Raw genomic sequence first — 25,554 nt, forward strand, 5'->3', positions numbered from 1 at the left:
CGGTGCGTCATGCGGCCTTGTCGGCGCGCGTCCTCCCGCCTGCGGCCGGCCGCGCGTTCTTCTTCAGGCGCGCGCGGTTGTAGTCGATCGCCGCGCGAACGAGACGCTTCAGCGCCCGTTTGTCGAGCTTGTCGCCTTCGAGGAAATCGATCGCACGCCGCGCATTGCCTTCAAGGCCCGCATTGAACAGCCGGTCGGGATCGGGCAGCTGCGCGCCATGCATGAACGTGAGCTTCACCTTGCCCTTGTGCGCGTTCGCGACCGCGATCATCCCGTCGCACGACCACACCGGGCTGCCCATCCATTTCCATTCCTCGACGATGTCCGCTTCGGCGTCGAGGATTGTCTGGCGGAGATCGGCGAACGTCTTGCCGCGCCAGTCGGCAATACCGGCGATCAGCGCGTCGATGCGTTCCGACGGGCTCGGGTCCGATGCCGCGCTCATGAGCGGGCCTCCGTGCCTTCGTCAGGACGGGCCAGCACCTGTTCGAGCGACTCGAAGAACCGCGCCCACCCGTGCTGCGCACCGCGGTACGCCTGCTCCTGATCCGCGCGGAAACCGGCCTGCTCCATCCGCAACAGCGTGCCGACCGGCGTCGGCGTGAGCGTCCACGTGACGACGCTTTCCAGGCCGTACGCGGCCCACGTGTAGGACAGCACGCGCTGCGGCTCGATCGTCAGCAACGTGCAGTCGACCGAACCCCAGTCCGCGCGGAAGCTGAACGCGCGGCCCGCGACGGGCTCGAAATCGCTCTGCATCAGCCATGCCTCGATCAGATGCGGTTGCGTGAGCGCACGCCAGACCTTCTCCGGCGGATGCGACAGTTCCCGTTCGACGACGACGGTGCGTGTGTCAGTGGTGGCCTGGTTCATGACTGATCCATCCTCTTGAGCAGATCTTCGAGCGCGTCGAACCGGTTCTGCCAGAAGCCTGCCATCTGGCTGGTCCAGTCGATCAACGGAGTCAGCGCTTGCGGCTGCGCGCTGTAGTGCGTCTGCCGGCCTTCGTGGCGGTCGCTCACGAGCCCGGCCTGCTTCAGTACCCCCAGATGCTTCGATACCGCCGGCTGCGTCACGCCTGCGTGCGCCGTCAGCGCGGCAACCGTCAGCTCGCCCTCCTCGCACAGCCGCTCGAAGAGCGCGCGGCGGGTCGGATCGGCGAGCGTCCTGAACAGCATGTCGGGGACGTTTTGCATGGCTTGATTCATAACCCGATAGTTATGGATTCAAGAATATCCACGTATCGATGCACGTCAAGGAGCGATTTCGCAGGAAGCATCAGGCGATCCTGCAGCGGGGCCGTTCGCCGGAACGGACGGAATGGCGGCGAATCGGCTTGCGAAGAACATCACGCGCGCGTCGAGGCAGCGCCACCGTCCGATTCGAGCGTTTCCTCTAATCCGCTCGCCGGACGCTCCAACCGAAAGCACGCTGCAAGACTCGCCACTACGTCGTTCCACAATTCGGGAAACGCGCGCGATCGACGGGTTCCGTTTTTGTGCATTCGCGCATTCGTACGTCGTCGCGCCAGCCGCGCGGCAACGCCTGACCACATATTGCAACGCGCAATGCGTTCACGCGCGATCGAAAGCGCCGCTCACACACGGTCCTTCGCTCTGCAATCGCGCGCATTCCGCTGCCGAAACGAACGAGTCGTGCGCGCAAACGCCAGCGGCCGATGCTTGGTCGCGTGGCGAACCGGTTCCCTTTGCCGCGGGCCGCTGCCGCATGCATGAACGACGCATCGCCGGCACGCGAGCACGCCGATGTCAGAACTGACAGCTATGGAAACTGGCAGCTACCTGAACGGCACCGACGCCCTACGCTCGTCACCGCTCGCGGCCCCACAAGGGCCCGGGCTTCCAGCAACGTCGTCTCTCCTAAAAAGGACTCCCGATGAAAAGGAACGCCTGGTTTGCCCTTCCCCTTCCGTCGCCGCGCCGCCTCGCGTGCGCGTGGCCGCTCGTGCTCGCCGCCGGCGCGGCACATGCGGCGACGGACTGGGTCGACACCCACACGAAGGCCTTTCTGACCGGCCCGCAATTGATGGCGCGCAGCGCCGCACCTTCGCTCGAACTCGCGGCCGGCGAAACGGCCGACATCGTCGTCAGCCTGAAGCTGCGCAACGCCGCGCAGCTCAAGCAGCTCGCGCACGACGTGAACCGGCCCGGCAACGCGCATTACCGCCAGTACCTGACGCACGAACAGTTCCTCGCCAGCTACGCGCCCACCGACGCGCAAGTAAAATCGGTCGTCGACTATCTGCGCAAGAGCGGCTTCGTGAACATCGAGGTCGCGCCGAACCGCCTGCTGGTGTCCGCGCGCGGCACGGCCGGCACGGTGAAGACCGCGTTCAACACGTCGCTCGTGCACTTCGAGTACGCGGGCCGCTCGGGCTTCGCGAACGCGTCGACCGCGCAGGTGCCGCGCGCGCTCGGAGACGTCGTCGGCTCGGTGCTCGGGTTGCAGAACGTCGCGCGCGCACGGCCGATGCTGCGCATCGGCAACGTCGCGAAGCCGCAGGCGCTCGCGGCCGGCACGGCCACCGGCCACTATCCGAAGGAATTCCCGGGCCTCTACAACGCGACCGGCGTGCCGACCGCGGCAGGCGTGAGCGTCGGCATCATCACGATCGGCGGCGTGTCGCAGACGCTGCAGGACCTGAAGCAGTTCACGTCGAGCAACGGCTACGGCACGGTCGCGACCCAGACCGTGAAGACCAACGGCACCGGCACGACCGGCAGCTACAGCGACGACCAGGACGGCCAGGGCGAATGGGATCTCGACAGCCAGTCGATCGTCGGCTCGGCCGGCGGCCAGGTCGGCAAGCTCGTGTTCTACATGGCGGACCTGAACGCCGCCGGCAACACGGGGCTCACGCAGGCGTTCAACCGCGCGGTGTCGGACAACACCGCGAAGGTGATCAACGTGTCGCTCGGCTGGTGCGAGACCGACGCGAACGCGGACGGCACGATCGACGCCGAAGAGCAGATCTTCACGACGGCTGCCGCGCAGGGTCAGACGTTCTCGGTGTCGTCGGGCGACGAAGGCGTGTACGAGTGCAACAACCGCGGCTATCCGGACGGCGCGAACTACACGGTGTCGTGGCCGGCCGCGTCGCCGCACGTGCTCGCGATCGGCGGCACGACGCTGTACACCACGTCGGCGGGTGCGTTCTCGAACGAAACGGTGTGGAACGAAGGCCTCGACGGCAACGGCAAGCTGTGGGCGACGGGCGGCGGCGTCAGCACGGTGCTGCCGGCGCCGGCGTGGCAATCGGGCAGCAATCGTCAGTTGCCCGACGTATCGTTCGATGCCGCGCAAAGCACGGGCGCGTACATCTACAACTACGGCCAGTTGCAGCAGATCGGCGGCACGAGCCTCGCCGCGCCGATCTTCACCGGCTTCTGGGCGCGTCTGCTCGCGGCGAACGGCACCGGCCTCGGTTTCCCGGCCGCGAAGTTCTATGCGGACATCCCGTCGAACCCGTCGCTCGTGCGCTATGACGTCGTGTCAGGGAACAACGGCTATCAGGGGTATGGCTACAGAGCAGGCACCGGCTGGGACCTGACGACCGGCTTCGGCAGCCTGAACATCGCGAACCTCAACAAGCTGATCCAGACGGGCGGCTTCTGAGCCCGACGCGAAGGCCGGCGCGCGGCGGTCGTTCGCCGCGCACCGGCCTGGAAAGATTCGGGCAGCGGGGCGGGCGCGGGGCCCTACTCCGTCGCCCGCTCGTTCGTCGCTGTCGTCGCTGTCGTCGCGACCGACGCAACCGGCGCGCCGGCCCGGTGCGATGGCGCGAAGAGCCGCAGCCCGCTCGCCACGCTCGCCGCCCCCGCGAAACCCGCCCCGAGCATCAGCGCGAGCGTCGGCCCGTGACGCCCCGCGATCCCGAACGACAGCGCGACGAGCGCCGCGCCGGTCGCCTGCCCGATCAGCCGCGCGGTCGCGATGATCCCGCTCGCACCGCCGCTGCGCTCGGGCGGCGCGCTCGACATCAGCGCCTTCAGGTTCGGCGACTGGAAGAAGCCGAAGCCCGCGCCGCACAGCATCATCCGCCAGCCGATGTCGACGACGCTCGGCGCTGCCGGCAACGCGGCGAGCGACACCATCCCCGCGCTCAGCAGCGCGAGCCCGATCGCACCGAGCAATCCGGGCGGATAACGGTCGGACAAGCGGCCCGCGATCGGCGCGGCGAGCGCGACGATCGCCGACCACGGCGTCATCAGGAACCCGGTCTCGACCGCGTCGCGATGCAGGACGGTTTCGAAGTAGAACGGCAGCGACACGAACGCGAGCCCCTGCGCGGCAAACGCGCACACGGCCGTCAGCGCGGACAGCGTGAACACGGGTCGGCGAAACAGGTCGACCGGCAGCATCGGCGCCGGGTGCCCGGCCTGGCGGCGGATCAGCAGCCAGCCGAACGCGAGCGCGACCGCCGCGGCCGCGAACACGACGGACAGCGGCCCGCGCTGCGCGAATTCTCCGAGCGCGAAGATCAGCGACGCGAACGTGATCACGTTGAACAGCGCGGCGAGCGGATCGAACGCGTGCTTGCCCCGCGCCGTCTGCGGCAGCGACGGAATCGCCACGGCAAGCGCGAGCACGCCGAGCGGCACGTTCACCGCGAACAGCCACGGCCATGCGGCCACCGACAGGATCAGCGACGCGATCGTCGGCCCCACCGCGAACGACACGCCGACGACGAGCGCGTTGAAGCCGACGCCGCGCCCGAGCCGGTGCGCGGGAAACAGGTTGCGGATCAGCGCGACGTTCACGCTCATGATCGCGCTCGCGCCGAAGCCCTGCACGATCCGCGCCGCCGTCAGCTGCGGCAGCGTCGCCGCGAGCGAGCAGCCGAGCGACGCGAGCGTGAATACCGCGAGGCCGCCGACATACACGCGCTTGTGGCCGACGATGTCGCCGAGCGACGCGAACGGCAGCAGCGTCGCGACCATCGCGAGCTGGTACGCGTTGATGATCCACACCGATGCGGCCGGCGACGCGTGCAGGTCGGCGGCGATCGCGGGCAGCGCGGTGTTCGCGATCGCGGTGTCGAGCGTCGCGAGCGCGACGGCCAGCAGCACGGCGGACATCGCGCGCCAGTTGACGGCCGGCTCCCGGGTGCCGGCGGGGGATGCGAATTCGGACAAGATGAGGCTCGGCTGACTGACGAGCGACGCGCGGCGTCGCGGATTGAGCGGCGCGGCAACGGGCGCTCCGTGCGTGCGACGGCAACGGAACGCGCGGCACCACGAGCCGTATTGTTGCAGAGCCGCATCGAACGTGCAGGCAACCGCTTCGTCAGTCAGCGAAACGAAAGCTTCGCCGCGCCGGGTCAGGCGCGCGGCTTCGTTGAGAACGCAACGATCGCCGGCCCGGCAGCCGGCTCAACGTCACGCATCCGGCCGCCGTTACGACACCGCGCGCCGCGCGTTGCGGCCGCGCAGCCATTCGAGCGCGAGCAGCAGGCTCGTCGAGAAGATGATCAGGATCGTCGCGAGCGCGGCGATCGTCGGGCTGATGTTCTCGCGAATGCCGGTGAACATCTGGCGCGGCAGCGTCGTCTGGTCCGCGCCCGCGAGGAACAGCGTGACGACGACTTCGTCGAACGACGTCGCGAACGCGAACAGCGCGCCCGACATCACGCCCGGCGCGATCACCGGCAGCGTCACGCGGAAGAACGTCGTGACGGGGTTCGCGCCGAGCGACAGGCTCGCGCGCACCAGGTTCTGGTTGAAGCCCTGCAGCGTCGCGGCCACGGTCGTCACGACGAACGGCACGCCGAGCGCCGCGTGCGCGGCGATCAGGCCGGTGTAGGTGTTCGCGAGCCCGAGCGGCGCGAAGAACAGGTACATGCCGACGCCGACCACGACGACCGGCACGATCATCGGCGACAGCAGCACGGCCATCAGCAGCCCCTTGCCGCGGAAATCCGCCTTCGTGAGGCCGATCGCGGCGAGCGTGCCGAGCACGGTCGCGACGACGGTCGCCGACGGCGCGACGATGAAGCTGTTCTTCGCGGCCATCCGCCACTCGTCCGATGCGATCAGGTTCTCGTACCAGCGCGTCGAGAAGCCCGGAATCGGATAGACGAGGAACGTGCTCGACGAAAACGACAGCGGCACGATCGCGAGCACCGGCAGGATCAGGTACAGCAGCGTCAGCACGACGAGCACGCGCAACGCGACGTACCACGCGCGCTCGGCGAACGACATGTGCGGCGCGAACAGCGGCCTGGCGAGTTTCATGGTCGGCTTCCCCTTCCCGTTTTCCTGTCCCCGGCGCTCAGCCGAGGCTCACGTTGGTGCGCGTGAAGCGCCCGTACACCGCATACAGCACCAGCGTCGCCGCGAGCAGCAGCCCGCCGAGCGCGCACGCCATGCCCCAGTTGATCGTCACGTTCGTGAAGTACGCGACGTAGTAGCTGACCATCTGGTCGTTCGGCCCGCCGAGCAGCGCGGGCGTGATGTAGTAGCCGATCGCGAGGATGAACACGAGCAGCGCGCCCGCGCCGACGCCCGGATAGGTCTGCGGCACGTACACGCGCCAGAACGCGGCGAACGGATGGCTGCCGAGCGACACGGCCGCGCGCTGGTAGGTCGGCGGGATCGACTTCATCACGCTGTACAGCGGCAGGATCATGAACGGCAGCAGGATGTGCGTCATCGAGATGTACACGCCGACGCGATTGAACAGCAGCGTCAGCGGATGCGAGATCAGCCCGGCGCCGATCAGCGCGGTGTTGATCAGCCCCTCGCTCTGCAGCAGCACGATCCATGCGGCGACGCGCACCAGCACCGAGGTCCAGAACGGAATCAGCACGAGGATCATCACGAGGTTCGCGCGGCGCTCGGACAGCGTCGAGATCCAGTACGCAAGCGGATAACCGAGCAGCAGCGCGAACAGCGTGACCGCGACGCCGATCACGAACGTGCGGCCGAAGATCGCCAGATAGATCGACTGGTCGGGATCGGCCCGCACGATCTGGCCGAAGCCGTCCTGCTTGTGGTCGAGCGCGGCGAGCAGGTAGAACGGCGACACCTGGCTGCCGTTCTTCGCGATCGCCTGCCAGTACGCGGGTTCGCCCCAGCGCGAATCGAGGTCGATCAGCTTCGCGCGGGTCTGCGCGGGTGTCAGCGCCGCGGTGCCCGCGCCCTCCTCGCCCTTCAGCGGCATCGCGCGCGCCGTCTTCGCGACGAGCGAGCGGTAGCCGGGAATCTCGGTGTTCAGGCGCCGCGCGAGCGCGCCCATCGCCTCGCTGTCGGCGACCTTCGTCATGTCGGCCGCGAGTGCAGCATACGCGGCATCGGCCGGCGGTGTCTTGCGGTCCCAGCCCGACAGCGCGGCCACCGTGTTCGGCAGCGCGGTCGCGATCTCCGGGTTCTGCACCGCGCGCGTGAGCAGCGTGCCGATCGGCACGACGAAGATGAGCAGCAGGAAGATCGCGAGCGGCGCGATCAGCAGCAACGCCATCGTGCGCTTGCGGGCCTCGGCGGCCTTCAGCTCGCGCTTGAGCGCGGCTGTCGACGGCGAGGAAGGAGCGATCGTCATCGTGTTCAACGGTTCTCTCCGGCCGGGCTCGATCCGGCGGAATGCCGCGCGACGCGTTCGGCGCGCCGCGCGGCAGGTTGCATCAGGACACCTGAGTAGCGGTTACTTCGTCGCCCACGCGGCGAAGCGCTGCTCGAGCTCGTCGCTGTGGTCGGTCCAGAAGCCGATGTCCTCCAGCACCGCGTTCTTGCCGTTGGCCGGCGAGTTCGGCAGGTTCGCGAGCGTCTTCGCGTCGAGCGACTTGATCGCCGCGACGTTCGCGGGGCCGTACGCGATGTGATGCGCATACTCTTGCTGCGGCTTCGGCGTCAGCGTGTACGCGATGTACTGTTCGGCCAGCGCCTTGTTCGGGGAGCCCTTCGGAATCGCCCAGTAGTCGAGATCGTAGATGCTGCCGTTCCACACGACCTTCAGGTTCTTGCCTTCCTTCTGCGCGGCGTCGATGCGGCCGTTGTACGCGGTCGACATCACGACGTCGCCGGCCACGAGGAACTGCGGCGGTTGCGCGCCCGCTTCCCACCACTGGATGTACGGCTTCAGTTCGTCGAGCTTCTTGAACGCGCGATCCTGGCCGGCCTTCGTGCCGAGCACCTTGTATACGTCCTTCGTCGAAACGCCGTCGGCCATCAGCGCGAACTCGAGGTTGTAGCGCGCGCCCTTGCGCATCCCGCGCTTGCCGGGGAATTTCTTCACGTTCCAGAAATCGGCCCAGCCGGTCGGCGCGGTCTTCAGCTTGTCGGCGTTGTACGACAGCGCGGTCGACCACACGAAGAAACCGACGCCGCACACTTGCGGCGATTCCGGAATCAGGTCGGACTTCTTCGCGATCTTCGACCAGTCGAGCTTCTCGTACAGCCCTTCGTCGCAGCCGCGGTTCAGGTCGCCCGACTCGACTTCGACCACGTCCCAGTTGACGTGCTTCGCCTCGACCATCGCCTTCACTTTCGCCTGCTCGCCGTTGTACTCGACGGCCGTGACCTTGTTGCCGGTCGCCTTCTCGAACGGCTGGTTGAATGCGGCCTTCTGTGCGTCGCCGTTCGCGCCGCCGAAGTTGACGACCGTGAGTTCGGCCGCCGTGGCCGATGCGCCGACGACGGCGAGCGCCAGTGCGAGCGCGGTGCGACGCGCGGTAGTGCTTGCTCCGTTCATGATGGTTCCTCTCCTCTCGTGGTGGAAGTGGGCAGTTGTTGTTGACGACGTGCAGCGATAAAGCGGGAAAACCCAGTGTCAGGCGAACACGCGCAGGTGCTCGGGCGCGAATGCGAGCGATACCGGCGCGCCGGGCGAGAACGCGTCGAGCGCGCCCGTGCCGAGCGGCACCTTCACGAAGCATTCGTCCTGGCCCGGCAGCGCGCAGCGCATGCGCACGTGATCGCCGAAATAGATGAGACTGCGCGCCTCGCCGGTGACGCGGTTGGCGGTGCTGCCGTTCATGTGCCCATTCGCGAGGCTCATGCGTTCGGGGCGGATGCACGCGACGGCCGGCGCGCCTTCGGCCGCGTCGCCGATGCGGCGCCCGACGAGCTGCGTGCCGTCGTCCAGCCGGAATTCGCAGAATTCGCCGTCGACGCGCGCGATGGTGCCGCGCAGCCGGTTGCTGTCGCCGATGAAGTTCGCGACGAATTCGTTGCACGGCGATTCGTACAGGCGGTCGACGGTATCGAGCTGCTGCACGATGCCCTTGTCGAACACGGCGACGCGATCGGACATCGTCAGCGCCTCGCCCTGGTCGTGCGTCACGTACACGAAGGTCACGCCGAGCTTCTCGTGCAGCGCCTTCAGTTCGTACTGCATGTGTTCGCGCAACTGCTTGTCGAGCGCGCCGAGCGGCTCGTCCATCAGCACCAGCTTCGGCTCGAACACGAGGGCACGCGCGAGCGCGATGCGCTGCTGCTGGCCGCCCGACAGCTGCGCCGGATAGCGCTTCGCGAAACGCTCCATCTGCACCATCTTCAGCGCGTGCGCGACGCGCTCCGCGCGCTCGGCGGCCGCGAGCTTGCGCACCGTCAGCGGATACGCGACGTTCTGCTCGACCGTCAGGTGCGGAAACAGCGCGTAGTTCTGGAACACCATGCCGATATTGCGCTTGTGCGGCGGCACGGTATTCAGCAGTTCCCCGTCGAGGCGGATCTCGCCGCCCGTCGGGAACTCGAAGCCCGCCAGCATCATCAGGCAGGTGGTCTTGCCCGAGCCGGACGGCCCGAGCAGCGTCAGGAATTCCCCTCGGTGGATATCGAGGTCGAGCGATTTGACGACCAGCGTCTCGCCGTCGTAGGTCTTCCGCACGCCGCGAAAGCTGACGATCACATCATCGGACTTCATCGTGGCTGTCCCCTTGCTGCGCGACAAACGTTTTTGAGATGCGAGCCACTATACGGCGCGCACGGTTCTATACTAGGGAACCATTTCAATATTCCTAGTAGGACCACTTTGGATACCGTGATCCTGGGCGACTGGCTCTCGGCCCGTCTCGACCGCGGCTCGTCCGAGCCGATGTACCGGCAACTGCTGCAACTGATGCAGCAGGCCATTCTCACCGGAGAATTAGGGCCAGGCACAAAGCTGCCGAGTTCGCGCACGCTCGCGGCAGACCTGTCGATCGCGCGCAATACCGTGCTGCACGTGTACGACCAGCTGACGGCCGAAGGCTATGTGCTGACGACGACCGGCAGCGGCACCTACGTGGCCGACACGCGGCCGGACGCGGCCGCGATCCGCGTGCCGGGCGCCGCCGCACCGCCGCCGTCCGATGCCGATGCGGCGCTGCAGCAGGACGCACAAGGCGGCCTGTCGATGCGCGGCCGGCAGCTGATCGAGCACGCGGGCGTGTCGCGGCGCCAGTGGGGCGCGTTCATGCCGGGCGTGCCGGACGTGTCGGAATTCCCGAGCCGCACCTGGAGCCGCCTGCAGGCGCGCCTGTGGAAGGAAGCGAATCCCGAATTGCTGACCTATGCGCCGGGCGGCGGCTACCGGCCGCTGCGCCGCGCGCTCGCCGACTACCTGCGCGTCGCGCGCTCGGTCAAATGCACGCCGGACCAGGTGATCATCACGACCGGCATCCACCAGTCGATCGACCTCGCGGTGCGGCTCCTGTCCGATATCGGCGATCGCGCGTGGGTCGAGGAGCCGTGCTACTGGGGCGTGCGCAGCGTGCTGCAGGCGACCGGCCTCGCGCTCACGCCGGTGCCGGTCGACCAGGAAGGCCTCGATCCGAGCGCGGGCGACATGCAGCATCCGCCGCGGCTCGTGCTCGTCACGCCGTCGCATCAGTATCCGCTCGGGATGGTGATGAGCCTCGCGCGCCGCCGGATGCTGCTCGAGTACGCACGCCAGCACCGCTGCTGGATCATCGAGGACGACTACGACAGCGAATTCCGCTACGGCAGCCGGCCGCTCGCGTCGCTGCAGGGGCTCGACGACGGCGGCCGCGTGATCTACGTCGGCAGCCTCGGCAAGATGCTGTTCCCCGGCCTGCGGATGGGCTACATGGTCGTGCCGGAGCATCTGGTCGACACGTTCCGCACCGGGCTGTCGGAGCTGTATCGCGAGGGCCAGCTGATGCAGCAGGCCGTGCTCGCGGAGTTCATCATGGACGGGCACCTGACTTCGCACGTCAGGCGGATGCGCACGCTGTACGGCGAGCGCCGGCAGTTGCTGATCGATGCGATCCATGCGCGCTTCGGCGACGCGCTGCCCGTGATGGGCGACGAGGCGGGACTCCATCTGGTGCTCGGCCTGCCCGACACGTGCGACGATCGCGCAGTCACGCAAAGCGCGTTCGACGCGGGCGTGATCGTGCGCCCGCTGACCAGCTACTACAGCAGCCTGGACACTGCGCGGCGCGGGCTGCTGCTCGGCTACGCGTGCGTCGCGCACGAACGCATCGGCCCCGCGTTCGACACGCTCGCGGCCACCATCGAACAGCATCTGCCGCGGCGCTTCACGCGCGCGGCATGAGCGCGTGCGCGATTGCGCGCATTACTGCGCGGCAGCCGCGCCGCGGTCGAGCGACGCCGCGCGCAGCGCTTCGCCGGGCTTCGTGAACATGCGCTGCCGCAGCGCGGCGATCTGCGCGTCGCGATCCTGCGGCGACAATCCGGCCGCGCCGATCTGCGCACGCTGCGCCGCATAGTCGGCGTAGCGGCTCTGCCACGACGCGTCCTCCTGCTGCGTCTGCGCGACGCGCGCGGCGGCTTCCGGGCCGAGTGTCTGCGTCAGTTGCGCGCGCATCGCATCGGGCGTCGCCCCGCTCTTCCGTAATTGCGCGATCTGGTCGATCGCGGCCTGCTGCCGGTCGGCCTTCTGCCGTGCCGCGCGTTCGTCGGCCGGCATCTGCTGCGCGAGCGCCGCGAGCCGCTCCGCCTTTTGCGCCTCCGTCAGCGCAGGGTCCTGCGTAATCTTCAGCCGCGCGAGATCGTAGCGCTGCCGCCACTGCTCGGTGCCGAAGAACGGCTGGCTCCAGTCGCCGAGCGTCCGATACGCGATCGACGCGCGCTGGTCGAGCGCGAGTTGCAGCGCGCCGAGATCGGACTTGTCGACCGCACCCGCCTCCGGCAGCTTCGCGAGCGCGTCGAGATACGCGCGGTATCGATGCCAGACGTCGAGCGCCTCGGATTGCGCGACCGTGCCGTCGAGCTGGGCGGCGATCTCGCGCACGACGAGCGCATCGAGCGCGGGCGCGCTCAAGTCGCTCCGCGCGGTCAGGCAGTAGTCGAAGAAATCGCGCACCGCGCGCGACTTCGCGAGGTGGCCGCCGGTGTCGAGCGGCAGCCGGGGCGCACTGGAACCGGCGAGCGGCGGCGGCAGGCCCGCGCTCGCCGGCAATGCGGGCTGCGACGGCGCGGCGTTCACGCCGCCGAGGGCTGCGGCATCCGCCGACGCATGCGGCGCGTCGGCGCCGCGATGCGATGCCGTACCGGTCCAGATCGCGACGCCGGCGATCGCCGCCAGCCCCACCGCGCCGTAGACCACAACGCGCCGCGCGAGCGGCGCGCGTCCTTCACGTGTCGTCATCGATCACACGCCCGCGAGCTGCAGCCGGTTCGCATGCGTGCGAATCACCGCGACCGGATCTTCCGCATACGCACCGCGCACGCCGAGCAACTGGTTGATCTCGTCGAGATGGTTCCACTTGTAGCTCGTGCCCAGCACCTTCCCGTACAGCGCGCTGCACTTCGACACGAGTCCGTCGTTCTGGCCTGAGCCGCGATTGATCATCACCGTGCCCGTGCCGAACAATGCGAGTGTCGACAGGTCGAGCGCATTCGCCGGATCGATCACCGGGATCGTGCTGGTATCCGTCGCGCCGGTGACGCCGAATGCGGAAACGGTCGGCTGGACCGCCGTGCCGGCCCACGAATACAGCAGGTGCGTATTGCCGCCGACGGTCTCCGTCGGCGCGCCCGTCTGGCAACTGCCCGGCGCGCCGAGGCCGGCACTCGGGTAATTCCGGTTGTACGCGGCGGCCTGGGCGGTCGTCAGCGTCTTCAGTGCGGCGAGCGCGTCCTGGTTGGTGTTGTTGCTGCTGCTCGTCAGGATGCCGAACACATTGACGAACGCGGCGATCACCGACGACGACAATCCGGTCGGATCGTAGGCGAGCACGCCCTGCACGAAATCGGCGAACTCCGAGCCGCGATGCGGCGTGCCGATCGTCGTGACCGACGCGACGAGATCGGGCGCGACGGCCGCGACATAGCGCGACGTGAGGCCGCCCTGGCTGTGACCGACCAGGTTCACCTTGGTCGCGCCGGTCGCGGCAAGCACCGTCTTCACGTAAGCGAGCAGCTGTTCGCCGCGCCCGTTCGGCCCGTCGTCGCTCTGGAACCCCGACAGGTTCGCGACGTAGACGGTCGCGCCGTGCTGCTGCAGGTCCTCCTGGATGCCGTACCAGTACTCGAGCACGCCCGCGTACTTGTCGGTGCCGGTGAGCCCGTGCACGAGGACGATCGGGTAACGCGTCGCCGCGTAATTGTCCGCCGGCGCGGTTGCCGCCATCGCCGCGTGCGTCGTCGCGAGCGTCATCACCGCGGTCGTCCCCGCGAACGGCGCGACGCTCATCGCGCATGCCACTGCCCCTGCCACCATCCTGGAACGCATCGATCTGGCCATGCATGTTCTCCTGATTATTGTGCTGCCGGTGCGAATGAGATCGGATCGACGCGCACGGCACGTCGCGAACGGTCGCGGGTACCGTGTGCATCGAATGCGGGAGTGAATCACGAGTCGCGAACGTTTGCGCCCTGACTAGATACGGTTCTCTAATCGGTTGACGCGCCCCGCCCGTTCGGGCGGGGGTTGCAACCACGCGCACGCATGCTGCATCGCACACGCGCGCCGCACGTCACAGTTTCGCGCTCACGCGCACCCATGCCGTGCGCCCCGGCTCCATTACCGGCGCGTTCGCCGGATAGCCGAAGCCCGCGTTGCCGGCGAGGTTCAGGTGCTCGGTGTAGGCCTTGTCCAGCACGTTGTCGACACCGATCGAGATCTGCACCTTCTTGCTGACGTTGTACTGCGCATGCAGCGACAGGACGCCGAAGCCGGCGCTCGGGCCGAAGTCCTTGCCGACCACATTGCCCTCGTTCATCGCATAGCGATGCTGCGGCGCAACGACCCGCCACAGCCCGCCGGCCGACCATGCGCCGCGCGTGTACTCGAGCCCGAAGCGCGCCTCGAGCGGCGGCATCTGCGGCAGCGGATCGCCGCTCGTCGCGTTGCGCCCCCACGCATACGCGAGCGACGTCTCGACGCGCAGCGGCGCGACCGGCCGCCACGACACGCCGGCTTCGCCGCCCATGATCTGCGCGTTGACGTTGCTTGCCTGCGTGGTCGTTCCCATCATCCCGGCCGCGTAGTTGAACAGGATGTAGTCCTGTACATATCCCGCGTAGGCCGACACCCATGCATCGAACCGGTCGCTCTTGTACTGCGCGCCGATGTCGAGCTGCGTGGTCTTCTCCGGCTGCACTGCCGAGAACGCGTTGATCGAGCCGGCGGGCCCGCGCTTCGCGGAGAACAGCTCCCAGTAGTCGGGATAGCGTTGCGCATGGCCGATCCCCGCGTACCACGTGACCGGCAGCGACGCGAGATCGCGCTCGTAACGCACGAATCCGCTCGGCAGCACGCGCGCGCGATCGTCGTCGAAAGTCGGATTCGGCTTGCTCGCCATCATCCCGCTCGTCGTCGCACGCTTGTCGCGCGCGCTCGCGTAGTCGACCCGCGCGCCGCCGATCACGCGCGACGCATCGCTCGCATACCACGTCAGCTCGCCGAACGCACCGGCGTTCCACATCGTTGCCTGCGCGTCCCACGGCTGGTCGCCGTAGTTCTGCCGCCCCATCGCCGAGCGCGCGTCGAGCCGGTTCGACTGCGCGTCGACGCCGGTCACGAGCTTGAAGTCGTCACCGAAACGGAAGGTCGCCGCCGCCCGCGCGCCGAGCGTGCGGCGCCGCACCTCGGATGCCATTCGCATCGGCATGCTGCTGGTCGGGTCGGGCTGCCGCAACGTATAGTTGTCCATCACGTGGTCGGCTTCGTTGTAGTACACGCGCGCCTCGATCCGGTCGAGCACGTCGCCGAGATGCCGCTTGTCGAACGACAGGCCGAACGTCTCGCGGCGGAAATGCGCGCCGTCCATCCCGCGCCCGGCGTAGCGCGCATAGCCGTCGCCGGTGCCCGCCGTCAGCTCGACGCGCGTGTGATCGTCGGGTGTCCAGCCGAGCGCCGCGTCGGCGTTCCACTTGTCCCATTGCGACGGCACGGTATTGCCGTTGCCGTCGTCGTAGTCCTGCGCATGCGCGTGGTTCGCGGTCACGCGGCCGTAGACGTCCGGCGTGCCGGCCGTCACGTCGACGTTCTGGTCGTTGCGGCCGAACGAGCCGCCGACCACGCTGCCGTCGAACCGCATGCCGGGACGCTCGAAACGCGGCGTCACGCGTTCGAACAGCACGGTGCCGGCCGAGGCGCCGGGGCCGTACAGCACGGTCTGCGGGCCCTTCACGACCGTGACCTTGTCATAGCTTTCCGGCGCGATATACGAGGTCGGCGCGTCCATCCGGTTCGGGCAGGCGCCGAGCGTCGGCATCCCGTTCGCGAGAATGTTCAGCCGCGAACCGAACATCCCGCGCAGCACGGGGTCGCCGTTCGTCCCGCCGCTGCGGATCGACGTGAAGCCGGGAATCGTCTTCAGGTAGTCCGCGCCGTCGCTCGCCGGCAGCGGCTGGCGCGGCGTCTTCGGATCCGTGACGACGACGAGCGGCGTCGTCAACGGCGACGCAACGACTTCGACGGGCGGCAGCAGCGTGGCCGCGTCGTCCGTCGGCGCCCCGGACGCACGTGCGGATTCGGTCGCGGCCGCCGCCGCGGTCATCGCGCCGACGGCGAGCGCGGGAACGGTGAGTTTCAGCATGCGCGGCACGCGCCGCACACGGGAATGGCGCGACGCCCTCGGCGCGCGCAAGGAAAGAATGGTCATGATCGAAAGCCCGAGTGACGCCCTCCACGCGGCCTCGACGGACCGCACGGATATCGGCGATGAAAGAATCGGAAGACAGCGCGTCAGGCACGCTCGGGCGGTGCGCGTGGATATGCGCGCGGGTAGCGGTCGGCGCGCACCGCGACGGCATGCGGCGCGGCGGCGGAAACGGCATGAGCGGGGACGAAGGCGAACGATACGGCGGCCGCGCCGCCGATCGCTGGACTGTGCGCGAAGAAGCCGCAGTAGCCGCACGCATCGAGATGCCGCGCGTGATCGTGCGCGTGGCCTGCATCGGGCGCACGGTGCGCACCATGCTCTGCACTACAGACGATTGCGTCGGGAGTCGTCGCCTGCGCGATGCGCCACTGCGACACCAGCGGCGCCGCGATCGCGAGCCAGATCGCGAACACGCCGAGCCAGGCGGTCAGGTGACGATGTCGGTGCAGCATGCGCGGCGATGCGTAAGCGGAACGTAAAAACAGCCGAGATGTTACAGAATGTTCGCCGCGATGGCCAGCCGCGCATCGGGGTAAACGGATCGGGGGCGCATGGTTGCGTCAACAACCATGCGCCCCCGGATGCTGCGCGGCTTCAGCGCGCGGCGATCACGGCGCCATGCGTCGCAGCACGTCGTCGCGCCGGATGAAGTGGTGGTAAAGCGCGGCCAGCGCATGCAGGCCGATCACGAAGTAGAACGCGTTGCCGATTAGTTCGTGCGCTTCCTTGATCGTCGGCCGCAGCGCCTTGTCGGGGCCGAACAGCGTGAACGACACGCCGATCCAGTCGAGCGACACGGGCTTGCCGCCCATGTTGACGAGCATGATGCCGAGCAGCGGCTGCGCGATGATGAAGACATACAGCGCGACATGGGCGAGCATCGACAGCCACTTGAGCAGCGTCGCCTGCGGAATCGGCTCCGGCACGCGGCTGACCATCCGCCACAGCACGCGCAGCACCGACAGCACGAGCACGAACGTGCCTGCCAGCAAGTGCACGTTCATCCAGAACACGCGGCTGTCGCTGCCTTTCGGTCCGCGAATCTCGATGGCCAGGTAGGCGAGTGCCACCAGCAGGAAGATGACCCAGTGGAAGAAAATTGCGGGCGCGCTGTAGCGCGTCTGTTTCGCGAGGATGTTTTTCATGCGTTGTCTCGTGTTTCTCGTGTGGTATGCGGAGCGGCCCGTGCCGGGCTGGCCGGTGCCCGGCGGCTGCCCCGATTGTAGCCTCGCGCGTGGCCGGCGTTGTGCGACCGGATCAAATATCCGACGAATCCGCGCGGCCCGTTCCACGGTGCCGCCATATGGAAAATCCGCATCGCGCGCGTGCGCGGCTGTGGCACGATGAAGCTTTGGTGCGACGTTGCGCGGGCATCATGAGCAAAGCGATCTTCGTTGCGGCCTACCGGCTGATCGCCGCGTTGCTCGCGGTGTCCACCACGCTGCACAGCGTCGCCGGCAACTGGGGCATGCCGGCCTTCCATCTCGGCAACTACCTCAGCTACTTCACCCAACTGAGCAGCCTGTATGCAGCGGCCATGCTGGTCGCGGGGCTGTCGCGCATCACGCGTCCCGGTTCGGCCCGCTACGAATCGATGCGCGGCGCCGCCGTGCTCTACGTGCTGATCACCGCGATCGTCTACGAACTGCTGCTCGCGCGGCTCGATGCGCTGCGCCACGTCACGCCGGCCCTCAACAACTGGGTCCTGCACCGGATCGTGCCGCTCGTGGTGCTGTGCGACTGGCTGTACGTGGAGCCGCGCTCGCCGATCCCGTGGCGCAGCGCGGTCGCGTGGCTCGGCTTTCCGGTGATCTATCTCGGCTATACGCTCGTGCGCGGCGCGCTGGAGAACTGGTATCCCTATCCGTTCGTCGATCCGCGGCCGCACGGCTACCTGCCGGTCGCGATCCAGTGCTCGCTGATCGCGCTCGGCGCGGCAGGGCTCGCGCTAGGCATCCGCTGGCTCGGCAATCATGCGAGGCAGTCCGACGCCGCGGCGCTCGAGGAAGGGTGAAGGCGGGAGCGTGTGCGCCGCACGGCGCACACGTCGTGAAGCGGCGTGTCAGCCGCCGTTGCGCGGCAGGAAGTTCATCGGGTCGACGACCTTGCCGTTCTGCCGGACTTCGAACTCGAACGTCGCGCGGCCGCTCGCGTCGGTGCCCATCTCGGCGACCGGCTGGCCCGCGCGCACCGCGTCGCCTTCGTTGACGAGCAGCCTGCCGTTGTGCCCGTAGGCCGTGATGAGCCCGTTGTCGTGCTTCAGGATCACGAGCGGGCCATACGCCTTGACGCCGGAGCCGGCGTACACCACCCGCCCGTTGGCCGCGGCCCGCACCGAACGGTCGGGCCCCGACGCGGCGATCACGATGCCGCGCGTCTTGCCGGCCGAGAACGGCGTCGCGACGATACCCGTGGCCGGCCATGCCAGCGAGCCCGGCTGCGCGGCCGCCGCGGACGGCTGCCCGAGCGACGTCGCGGCTGGCGGCGGCGCGACGCGCAGCACCTGGCCGGGATACACGGCGTCATTCGGCGACATGTGGTTCCAGCCGGCCAGGTCCTGCACGCGCTGCCCGTAGGCGGCGGCGATGCCGGCGAGCGTGTCGCCTGGATTCACGCGGTAATAGCCGGCGATCACGCCCGGCGTGGCAACCGACGCCGGCGTCGACTGCCGCACCGGCTGCCAGCTGTCGGTCCACGGCGTCATCGTACAGCCCGTCAGCGCGGCGGCCGCGGCGACGAACGCCGCCTGCGGCAACCAGCGCGCCAGCGCATCGTGGATCGGAATCGTTTTTCTCAAGGGTCCTCCCGGATTTGCGTCGTTGCGCCGCCCACCGCCCTCCGGCGTGCGACGCACGATGTCCGGCCGAACGGCCGGACCAACCAGTATCCGACCGCTCTCGCGGCCGTCAGTTTCCACCGCGGGACGTCGACGCGAAAGGGCTCACCGGCCCCTTCTTCGCGCCATCTTTGTGTCGTCCCGATCGGCAAAGATACCATTTGTCGCGGTCAGGACCGCGGCAGGGGTCCCAGCCGGCAACAATCTTGCGGCGCCACGAACGGGTGCCGGTGGGCTGCGGGCCGCGCCGCGCAGGGTGTCCCGCGGACTTCGGGCCGGCCGTCCCGTCCCGCGGCGGGCAGCCGTATCGCACCCATGAGCGCCGCCCCGCTGCCGGCCGCCTCCTATACTCGGAGGAGCACCGCACGTTCCAGCGATAACGAGGAGAAAACCATGAACAATGCGACGTTTCTGTCCGTGCAGCTCAACGCCGAGGATTTCGCCGGTTCCAGCGGCCTCGTCGAACTGCTCAACCGGCACCTGCTGTTCGCGACGGACGTCGCCGAAGCCGCGGACGCCCTCGTCCAGCTGGCGAGCGTCGCGCACCTGAGCGGCGCTACCCGGCACAGCGTCGAGCTGCCGGTACTCGCAATCGAGCGGCTGCGCGACGCGCTCGACACGCTGAGCGGCTACGACCAAGCATGGCTGCAGGCGCTGGAACCGGGCGACGCGCTGTTCCGGGACATCGGCCGCGGCCCGCGGCCGCTGCACTGACGCGGCGGGCGCCGCCAATGAAAAACAGCCCGTCGTTCCGTGATTCGGAACGACGGGCTGTGTGTACTGCGCAGGGGTCAGATCAGGCCGCCCATGCGGCCGGCGATCGATGACGATCAACGACCCTTGTAGACCGGTGCGCCGTCCGACACGCGCTTGACCTGCCAGCCGGTCTTGGCAGCGGCCGGGGCGCCCGATTCTTGCTGGGCGGCCGGTTGCGCACCGTAGCCGCTCGTATCGGCAGCGGCGACGTTCTGTTGCGGGTTCACGCGGGCTTCAGCTGCCTGGATGCTTGCCGGATAGTCGGTACGGTCGCTGCCCAGCTTGTAGCCGGCCTGTTGCAGCTGGGCCAGTTCGGCCTTCACCTGCGCACGGGTGACGGGGGCGTTCTGTTGGGCGAACGAGACGGCGGGAACGGCGAGGACGGCAGCTGCAGCGAACGTTGCGATCAGCGATTTCATGATTACCTCCGGGATTTTTTTGCTCCGCCGCACACACCATGTCTGCAGCGATGGAACAAAGTTTAGCCCCGAGATCACCTAGGGAAAACCATGAAAGAGCGAAAACACTGTTTCCTCGGAACCAACAATTGCGGGATCCGGGAACGAAAAACCCTACTCAAAGAATAGAATTTCGCAACAATACCGTCCTCGCCTGCCGGTTACGACCAGTTCGCGTGGAAGCTGCCCGGCTTGTCGGTACGCTCGAACGTGTGGGCGCCGAAGAAGTCGCGCTGCGCCTGCACAAGGTTCGCCGGCAGCCGCTCGGAACGGTAGCTGTCGAAGTACGCGACCGCCGACGCGAACGCCGGCACCGGCACGCCTGCCTTCACCGCGGCCACCACCACGTCGCGCAGCGACGCCTGGTAATTCGCGGCGATGTCCTTGAAGTACGGGTCGAGCAGCAGGTTCGCGAGCGCCGGATCCTTCGCGTACGCGTCCGTGATCTTCTGCAGGAAACGCGCGCGGATGATGCAGCCCGCGCGAAAGATCTTCGCGATCGTCCCGAGATCGAGGTTCCAGCCGTACTCTTCAGATGCCGTGCGCAGTTGCGCGAAGCCCTGCGCGTACGAGATCACCTTGCTCAGGTACAGCGCGCGGCGCACGGCTTCGACGAACGCGGCACGATCGCCGTCGAACGGCGCGGCGGCCGGGCCCGACAGGATCTTGCTGGCCGCGACGCGCTCGGTCTTCAGCGACGACAGCACGCGCGCGAACACCGACTCGGTGATCAGCGGCAGCGGCACGCCCAGGTCCAGCGCGTTCTGGCTGGTCCACTTGCCGGTGCCCTTCTGCGCGGCGCGATCGAGGATCACGTCGACGAGGTGCTTGCCGGTCTCTTCGTCCTTCTTGCCGAAGATCTTCGACGTGATCTCGATCAGGTAGCTGTCGAGCTCGCCCTGGTTCCACTCGGTGTAGACCGCGCCGAGTTCGTCGTTGGTCAGGCCCGCGACGTCCTTCAGCACCGCATAGCTCTCGGCGATCAGCTGCATGTCGCCGTACTCGATGCCGTTGTGGACCATCTTCACGTAGTGGCCCGCGCCGTCCGGCCCCATGTACGCGACGCACGGCTCGCCGTCCGACGGCGCCTTCGCGGCGATCTGCTTGAGGATCGGCTCGACCAGGTCGTACGCGTCGCGCTGGCCGCCGGGCATGATCGACGGGCCGCGCAGCGCGCCCTCTTCGCCGCCCGACACACCGGTGCCGATGAAATGCAGGCCCGATTGCGCGAGCTCCTGGTTGCGGCGGATCGTGTCCGTGAAGTGCGTATTGCCGCCGTCGATCAGCACGTCGCCCTTCTCGAGCAGCGGCTTGAGCGATGCGATCGTCGCATCGGTCGCTTCGCCGGCCTTCACCATCATCAGGATCCGGCGCGGCGTCTCGAGCGACGCGACGAACTCCTCGAGCGTATAGGTCGGCACCAGATTGCGGCCGGGGAATTCGGCGATCAGTTCGTCGGTTTTCTCGCGGCTGCGGTTGTACACCGACACCGCGTAACCGCGGCTCTCGATATTGAGTGCGAGATTGCGGCCCATCACCGCCAGCCCGATCACACCGATTGCTTGTTTGCCCATTAGTCAATTCTCCGGAAAAAACGGGGCGCGACCCGAGCCGGGCCGCGCGCACAGGCGAAAGGATAGTGGAAACCCGGCCGCGATGCGCGCTTGCGTGTCATTGCTCCGCGTGCGGCAGGCGCCGGAACACGACGCTCAGGTTGTTCGCCGGCATGTCGACGACCTCGATGCAGTCGAGCCCGCGGTCGAGGCCGAGCGCGACGACCGCCTCGAGATCGCGCACGCCCCACGACGGATCGCGGCTGCGCAACTGCTGGTCGAACGCCTCGTTGGACGGCGCCGTGTGCCGGCCTGCGCGGCGATACGGGCCGTACAGGAACAGCACGCCGCCCGGACGCAGCACGCGCGACGCGCCGGCGAACAGCGCGTCGGTGCAGGCCCACGGCGAGATGTGGATCATGTTGATGCAGACGATCGCGTCGAACGCCGCGGCCGGCCACGACGCGTCGCGCACGTCGAATGCCAGCGGCTCGGCCAGGTTCGCGAGGCCGGCATGCGCGACCCACGCGGCGATCGAGCGGCGCGCGTGCGCGTCGGGATCGCTCGGCTGCCAGCGCAGCCCCGGCAGCGCCTGCGCGAAATGGACCGCATGCTGCCCGGTGCCGCTCGCGATCTCGAGCACGTCGCCGGTAGCCGGCAGCACGCGGCGCAACACGTCGAGGATCGGCCCGCGATTGCGCTCGGCCGCCGGCGCCGACAGCCGCGCGGACGGATCCGACGACGACGTCGGCCCGGTCACGATGCGTGCTCCGGCGCGCTGCCGGCGACGCCCAGCCGCGCGTTCAGCGCGTCGAGCGCGGGCGCGCAACGCGCCTCGACCTTCAGCGTCAGCATCGGATCGGCGCGCGTATGGCCGAGGTTCAGCGCGGCGACGGGCTTGTTCTGCGCCTGGGCCCACACGCAGAACCGGTAGCCGGAATACACCATCAGCGACGAGCCGACGACGAGCAGCGCATCGGCCGCATCGAGCGCCTGCGACGCCAGCGCGACGCGCTCGCGCGGCACGTTCTCGCCGAAGAACACCACCGCCGGCTTCAGCAGCCCGCCGCAGGCCGGGCAGGCCGGAATGCGGAACGTGTCGAGCGCGGCCCATTCGAGATGCGCGTCGCCGTCGGCGGCAGGCTCCGCGTGCGCGCCGAGCAGCTCGGGGTTGTCCGTTTCGAGCACGGCCTGGATCGTCGCGCGCGCGTGATGCGCGCCGCAGTCGAGGCACGTGACGCCGTTGATGCCGCCATGCAGTTCGATCACGTCGCCGCTGCCCGCGCGCTGGTGCAGCCCGTCGACGTTCTGCGTGACGAGGCGCTCGATCCGGCCGGTGCCGCCGAGCCGCGCGAGCGCGACATGCGAGCGGTTCGGCTGCGCACGGCCCACCACGGGCCAGCCGATCATGCTGCGCGCCCAGTAGCGGCGGCGCGCAGCGTCGGAACCGAGGAATTCGTGGAGCTGGATCGGCGGCGAGCGCATCCATTGACCGTTGCGGTCGCGATAGCCGGGAATGCCGGAATCCGTGCTGATGCCCGCACCGGTCAGCACGAGCAGCCGCGGATGGCGCTCGACGAACGCGTGCAGCGCATCGAGCGCGGCCGGTTCGATGCCGGCGGATGAGGGGTCGGGCAAGGCGATGTCGTTCATGTTGGCGGCGCGTGATCGGGCGCGGTGGCCGGCCGTGCGGCCGGCGCGCCAGCACATGATACAGAACGCCGCGCGATCCGGCCGGCGGTCCGCGCGCGACACCGGCGCCGCAAAAAAAGACGCCCATCGACCACATGGCGATGGGCGCATCAACAATTGATCCATCGGGGTAGTGGATCAACTGACAGCACAATGTCGTCGGATCCGCCGCAGCGCCGCCGGCAGACCTTCCCCGGGACTACACCTTCGAATTCCTGAAATTGCCCTGATGTTTGCGAGGATCGCCGCGCGGCACGGCGCACGGCACACGCACGCATGCTTCGCGTGCGGCGCGCCTGCGTATCGCGCGTCGGCATGACGATCCGGAAGTCATGGTCGCCCATCCGCGCGCACCGGCGGTTCATCCCCGACGGCCGACCGGCACGGGTCGGCCTCGTGCGTCATACCTGCACGTCGTCGTTCGGAACGAACCGGATGGGTCCGGATGAAGCGAAAAGCCGCGCGCTCATGTCGCCGTAATCAACGGCGACGCGAAATCACGGGCAGGTCGGCGATTCATGTTTGCAACATGGCACGTTGCGATTCGGTCTGTTCTCATTCTCTTGTCCCCGTCTTCGATGCGTCCGACCTACTGAAGCGACGGCCGGGCCCCTGCTGCGCCCGGCGATCGCGCTCACGGCACATACAGACATGCAAGGAGCGCACCATGCTTCGCCGTGCAAGGCCGCGCGGGCGGTGAAACGACCCCGATGCAAATCGCACGACGACAGACAGGCGCGAACGTTTCGAAAGTGAAACGAGGGGAAACGGCCCGCGCGAGCGATCGCACCGGACGCGACGCCGGTGTTGCACGCATGTGACGCGTGCGCCGGCGGCGCGTTTGCGTCGGTTCGATGCCGACGATCCGCTTACAGTCAGTCGTGCGACCCTGGCCGCGCATGCATGGTCGAACGCGCTCGTCGAACCTGTGAGCACCACCTGCAACCACGGACAGCACGCTGCTCGCCGCAAGACCGGCCACCACGCGCTGACGTACGTTCATGCCGATTGATTGCCGGATGACCGAAGGTGCCGATCATGCCAATACCGCCGATGCCGCCGCGCGCCGCAAGCGGCGCGCAAACACGTTAGCATTCGGACACGGTGCGGCGCGCGCACCGGCTTCGCCCCGTCTCCAAGGAATGGACATGACCCTGCCCGCCTCCGGCCGCGCCGACGTCGCGCGGCGCGTTTTCTCGGCCGAGCGGCTGTCGATCGGCCTGACGCTGCCGCTGCTGCGCAGCGGCCATACCGTCGCGGATTTCAACGAGCAGCTCGAACTCGCGGCGCTGGCCGATTCGCTCGGCTTTCGCGCACTGTGGGTTCGCGACGTGCCGCTCAATAGCGCCGATTATCCCGACCCGGTCGGGCATCTCGATCCGTGGGTGCTGCTCGGCGCGCTCGCGTCGCGCACGCGCCGGATCGTGCTTGCCAGCGGCGCGATCGTGCTGCCGCTGCGTCATCCGCTGCATATCGCGAAAGGCGCGCTGTCGGTCGCGACGCTGTCCGGCGGGCGCTTCCTCCTCGGCCTCGGCTCCGGCGACCGGCCGCCCGAATATGCGGCGTTCGGCGTCGACGCGCAAACGCGGCGCGACCGGTATCGCCGGCATTGGGACATCGTCGCGGCCGCGCTCGGCGTGCCGTCCCGTGTGCTGCCCGACGAGACGCCACCCGACGCGCCCGAGTTCACGCTGCTGCCGCGCGGCGACGACGCGGTGCCGATGCTTGCCGTCGGCTCCGGCGGACAGAGCGTCGACTGGATCGCACGGAACGCGATCGGCTGGATGACCTATCATCGCGACCCGGACACGCAGCGCGCTCGTTATTCGATGTGGCGCGCGGCCGTCGACCGGCTTGCACCGCCGGGCTTTCGCGCGTTCGGCGTATCGATGCGGCTCGATCTCGATGCGAATCGCGATGCACCGCCCACCGCGCTGCCGCTCGGCTATGCGACCGGTCGGAATGCGCTCATCGACATCCTGCGGGACATGCGGGCAGCCGGCACGCACCACGTCACGCTGAATCCCGGCTCGGACCGGCCCGTGCGCGAGGTCATCGAGGAAATCGCCGAGCATGTATTGCCGCTCTTTCACGACGATCGGGGTTGATTCATCGGGAATCCGGAATTCTCCGCCTATATCCCATAGTCGAAGCCACGGTTGGCAACCCATCGAATCACCGGCGAGCACGTTTCGTTCCCGATCCTGCGCCTTCGCTTGCGGCGGG

The 25,554-nt window shown here is 68.3% G+C and carries 23 protein-coding genes; 5 read left to right on the forward strand and 18 right to left on the reverse strand.

The features are described 5' to 3' along the window. Nucleotides 1–7: 7 nt before the first annotated feature. The 3 genes from U4Z64_RS02740 to U4Z64_RS02750 are packed head-to-tail and all read right to left on the reverse strand — an operon-like array spanning nucleotide 8 to nucleotide 1,196. Nucleotides 8–445: a DUF1801 domain-containing protein gene (locus tag U4Z64_RS02740; protein ID WP_321819192.1), complete on the reverse strand. Its 438-nt coding sequence runs from the start codon at nucleotides 443–445 to the stop codon at nucleotides 8–10. Continuing rightward, complete coding sequence (locus tag U4Z64_RS02745; RefSeq protein ID WP_321819193.1) at nucleotides 442–873, reverse strand: SRPBCC domain-containing protein; 432 nt, start codon at nucleotides 871–873, stop codon at nucleotides 442–444. The genes U4Z64_RS02740 and U4Z64_RS02745 overlap by 4 nt, the downstream gene beginning before the upstream one ends. After that, the gene (locus tag U4Z64_RS02750; RefSeq protein ID WP_044845308.1) at nucleotides 870–1,196 is read right to left on the reverse strand and encodes an ArsR/SmtB family transcription factor; all 327 of its coding nucleotides are present in this window, start codon (nucleotides 1,194–1,196) and stop codon (nucleotides 870–872) included. Before U4Z64_RS02750 ends, U4Z64_RS02745 begins: the two co-directional genes overlap by 4 nt. Before the next feature lie 700 nt (nucleotides 1,197–1,896). Here U4Z64_RS02750 and U4Z64_RS02755 point away from each other — a divergent pair. Continuing rightward, a complete protein-coding gene (locus U4Z64_RS02755) occupies nucleotides 1,897–3,636 on the forward strand; it encodes a S53 family serine peptidase (protein WP_321809806.1) in 1,740 nt (579 codons plus the stop codon). A gap of 83 nt (nucleotides 3,637–3,719) precedes the next feature. Here the strand turns inward: U4Z64_RS02755 and U4Z64_RS02760 are convergent, their stop codons facing one another. From U4Z64_RS02760 to U4Z64_RS02780, 5 genes are all read right to left on the reverse strand, one after another. Continuing rightward, nucleotides 3,720–5,156 carry an MFS transporter gene (locus tag U4Z64_RS02760; protein ID WP_321819194.1) on the reverse strand — a complete coding sequence of 479 codons (1,437 nt, stop codon included), beginning with the start codon at nucleotides 5,154–5,156 and terminating at the stop codon, nucleotides 3,720–3,722. A gap of 261 nt (nucleotides 5,157–5,417) precedes the next feature. Next, nucleotides 5,418–6,254: an ABC transporter permease gene (locus U4Z64_RS02765; protein WP_044845306.1), complete on the reverse strand. Its 837-nt coding sequence runs from the start codon at nucleotides 6,252–6,254 to the stop codon at nucleotides 5,418–5,420. Nucleotides 6,255–6,291: 37 nt separating this feature from the next. Continuing rightward, on the reverse strand, nucleotides 6,292–7,566 hold the full coding sequence (locus tag U4Z64_RS02770; protein ID WP_044845305.1) for an ABC transporter permease: 1,275 nt from the start codon (nucleotides 7,564–7,566) through the stop codon (nucleotides 6,292–6,294). A gap of 93 nt (nucleotides 7,567–7,659) precedes the next feature. After that, nucleotides 7,660–8,706: an ABC transporter substrate-binding protein gene (locus U4Z64_RS02775; protein ID WP_044845304.1), complete on the reverse strand. Its 1,047-nt coding sequence runs from the start codon at nucleotides 8,704–8,706 to the stop codon at nucleotides 7,660–7,662. Between the two features lie 78 nt (nucleotides 8,707–8,784). Beyond that, nucleotides 8,785–9,879 carry an ABC transporter ATP-binding protein gene (locus U4Z64_RS02780; protein WP_044845303.1) on the reverse strand — a complete coding sequence of 365 codons (1,095 nt, stop codon included), beginning with the start codon at nucleotides 9,877–9,879 and terminating at the stop codon, nucleotides 8,785–8,787. A gap of 108 nt (nucleotides 9,880–9,987) precedes the next feature. Between U4Z64_RS02780 and U4Z64_RS02785 the strand changes: the two genes are divergently transcribed. Next, nucleotides 9,988–11,514 carry a PLP-dependent aminotransferase family protein gene (locus tag U4Z64_RS02785; protein WP_124521332.1) on the forward strand — a complete coding sequence of 509 codons (1,527 nt, stop codon included), beginning with the start codon at nucleotides 9,988–9,990 and terminating at the stop codon, nucleotides 11,512–11,514. 21 nt (nucleotides 11,515–11,535) lie between these two features. Here the strand turns inward: U4Z64_RS02785 and U4Z64_RS02790 are convergent, their stop codons facing one another. The 5 genes from U4Z64_RS02790 to U4Z64_RS02810 all read right to left on the reverse strand — a co-directional run bounded on the left by U4Z64_RS02790 (nucleotide 11,536) and on the right by U4Z64_RS02810 (nucleotide 17,178). Further along, nucleotides 11,536–12,570, reverse strand: a complete 1,035-nt coding sequence (locus U4Z64_RS02790) for a lipase secretion chaperone (RefSeq protein WP_321819195.1) — start codon at nucleotides 12,568–12,570, stop codon at nucleotides 11,536–11,538. Nucleotides 12,571–12,573: 3 nt separating this feature from the next. Next, on the reverse strand, nucleotides 12,574–13,668 hold the full coding sequence (locus U4Z64_RS02795) for a triacylglycerol lipase (protein ID WP_321819196.1): 1,095 nt from the start codon (nucleotides 13,666–13,668) through the stop codon (nucleotides 12,574–12,576). 232 nt (nucleotides 13,669–13,900) lie between these two features. Then, nucleotides 13,901–16,033 carry a TonB-dependent copper receptor gene (locus U4Z64_RS02800; RefSeq protein ID WP_321819197.1) on the reverse strand — a complete coding sequence of 711 codons (2,133 nt, stop codon included), beginning with the start codon at nucleotides 16,031–16,033 and terminating at the stop codon, nucleotides 13,901–13,903. An 83-nt stretch (nucleotides 16,034–16,116) separates the two neighbouring features. Then, nucleotides 16,117–16,485, reverse strand: a complete 369-nt coding sequence (locus U4Z64_RS02805) for a DUF2946 domain-containing protein (RefSeq protein ID WP_321819198.1) — start codon at nucleotides 16,483–16,485, stop codon at nucleotides 16,117–16,119. A gap of 156 nt (nucleotides 16,486–16,641) precedes the next feature. Beyond that, on the reverse strand, nucleotides 16,642–17,178 hold the full coding sequence (locus tag U4Z64_RS02810; protein ID WP_044845297.1) for a cytochrome b: 537 nt from the start codon (nucleotides 17,176–17,178) through the stop codon (nucleotides 16,642–16,644). 230 nt (nucleotides 17,179–17,408) lie between these two features. Here U4Z64_RS02810 and U4Z64_RS02815 point away from each other — a divergent pair, with 230 nt between their 5' ends. Continuing rightward, the gene (locus tag U4Z64_RS02815; RefSeq protein WP_124486411.1) at nucleotides 17,409–18,047 is read left to right on the forward strand and encodes a Pr6Pr family membrane protein; all 639 of its coding nucleotides are present in this window, start codon (nucleotides 17,409–17,411) and stop codon (nucleotides 18,045–18,047) included. Nucleotides 18,048–18,095: 48 nt separating this feature from the next. Here U4Z64_RS02815 and U4Z64_RS02820 read toward each other — a convergent pair whose 3' ends face one another. Next, the gene (locus tag U4Z64_RS02820) at nucleotides 18,096–18,830 is read right to left on the reverse strand and encodes a peptidoglycan DD-metalloendopeptidase family protein (RefSeq protein ID WP_321819199.1); all 735 of its coding nucleotides are present in this window, start codon (nucleotides 18,828–18,830) and stop codon (nucleotides 18,096–18,098) included. Between the two features lie 432 nt (nucleotides 18,831–19,262). Here U4Z64_RS02820 and U4Z64_RS02825 point away from each other — a divergent pair, with 432 nt between their 5' ends. Next, the gene (locus U4Z64_RS02825) at nucleotides 19,263–19,583 is read left to right on the forward strand and encodes a hypothetical protein (RefSeq protein WP_321809797.1); all 321 of its coding nucleotides are present in this window, start codon (nucleotides 19,263–19,265) and stop codon (nucleotides 19,581–19,583) included. A 116-nt stretch (nucleotides 19,584–19,699) separates the two neighbouring features. Here the strand turns inward: U4Z64_RS02825 and U4Z64_RS02830 are convergent, their stop codons facing one another. From U4Z64_RS02830 to U4Z64_RS02845, 4 genes are all read right to left on the reverse strand, one after another. Further along, entirely contained in the window at nucleotides 19,700–20,044 is a 345-nt protein-coding gene (locus U4Z64_RS02830) for a DUF4148 domain-containing protein (RefSeq protein ID WP_044845294.1), read from the reverse strand. 200 nt (nucleotides 20,045–20,244) lie between these two features. After that, a complete protein-coding gene (gene gndA / locus U4Z64_RS02835) occupies nucleotides 20,245–21,657 on the reverse strand; it encodes an NADP-dependent phosphogluconate dehydrogenase (protein ID WP_044845293.1) in 1,413 nt (470 codons plus the stop codon). Between the two features lie 97 nt (nucleotides 21,658–21,754). Beyond that, nucleotides 21,755–22,396 (reverse strand): DUF938 domain-containing protein, encoded by a 642-nt coding sequence (locus U4Z64_RS02840; RefSeq protein ID WP_124570558.1) that lies wholly within the window; start codon nucleotides 22,394–22,396, stop codon nucleotides 21,755–21,757. After that, nucleotides 22,393–23,289 (reverse strand): NAD-dependent protein deacetylase, encoded by an 897-nt coding sequence (locus tag U4Z64_RS02845; RefSeq protein ID WP_124486414.1) that lies wholly within the window; start codon nucleotides 23,287–23,289, stop codon nucleotides 22,393–22,395. Before U4Z64_RS02845 ends, U4Z64_RS02840 begins: the two co-directional genes overlap by 4 nt. Before the next feature lie 1,187 nt (nucleotides 23,290–24,476). Here U4Z64_RS02845 and U4Z64_RS02850 point away from each other — a divergent pair. Next, complete coding sequence (locus U4Z64_RS02850) at nucleotides 24,477–25,436, forward strand: LLM class oxidoreductase (protein ID WP_321819200.1); 960 nt, start codon at nucleotides 24,477–24,479, stop codon at nucleotides 25,434–25,436. The last annotated feature ends 118 nt before the right edge of the window (nucleotides 25,437–25,554 follow it).

The organism is Burkholderia sp. BCC1996 (genome assembly GCF_905339955.1).
Lineage (GTDB): Bacteria > Pseudomonadota > Gammaproteobacteria > Burkholderiales > Burkholderiaceae > Burkholderia.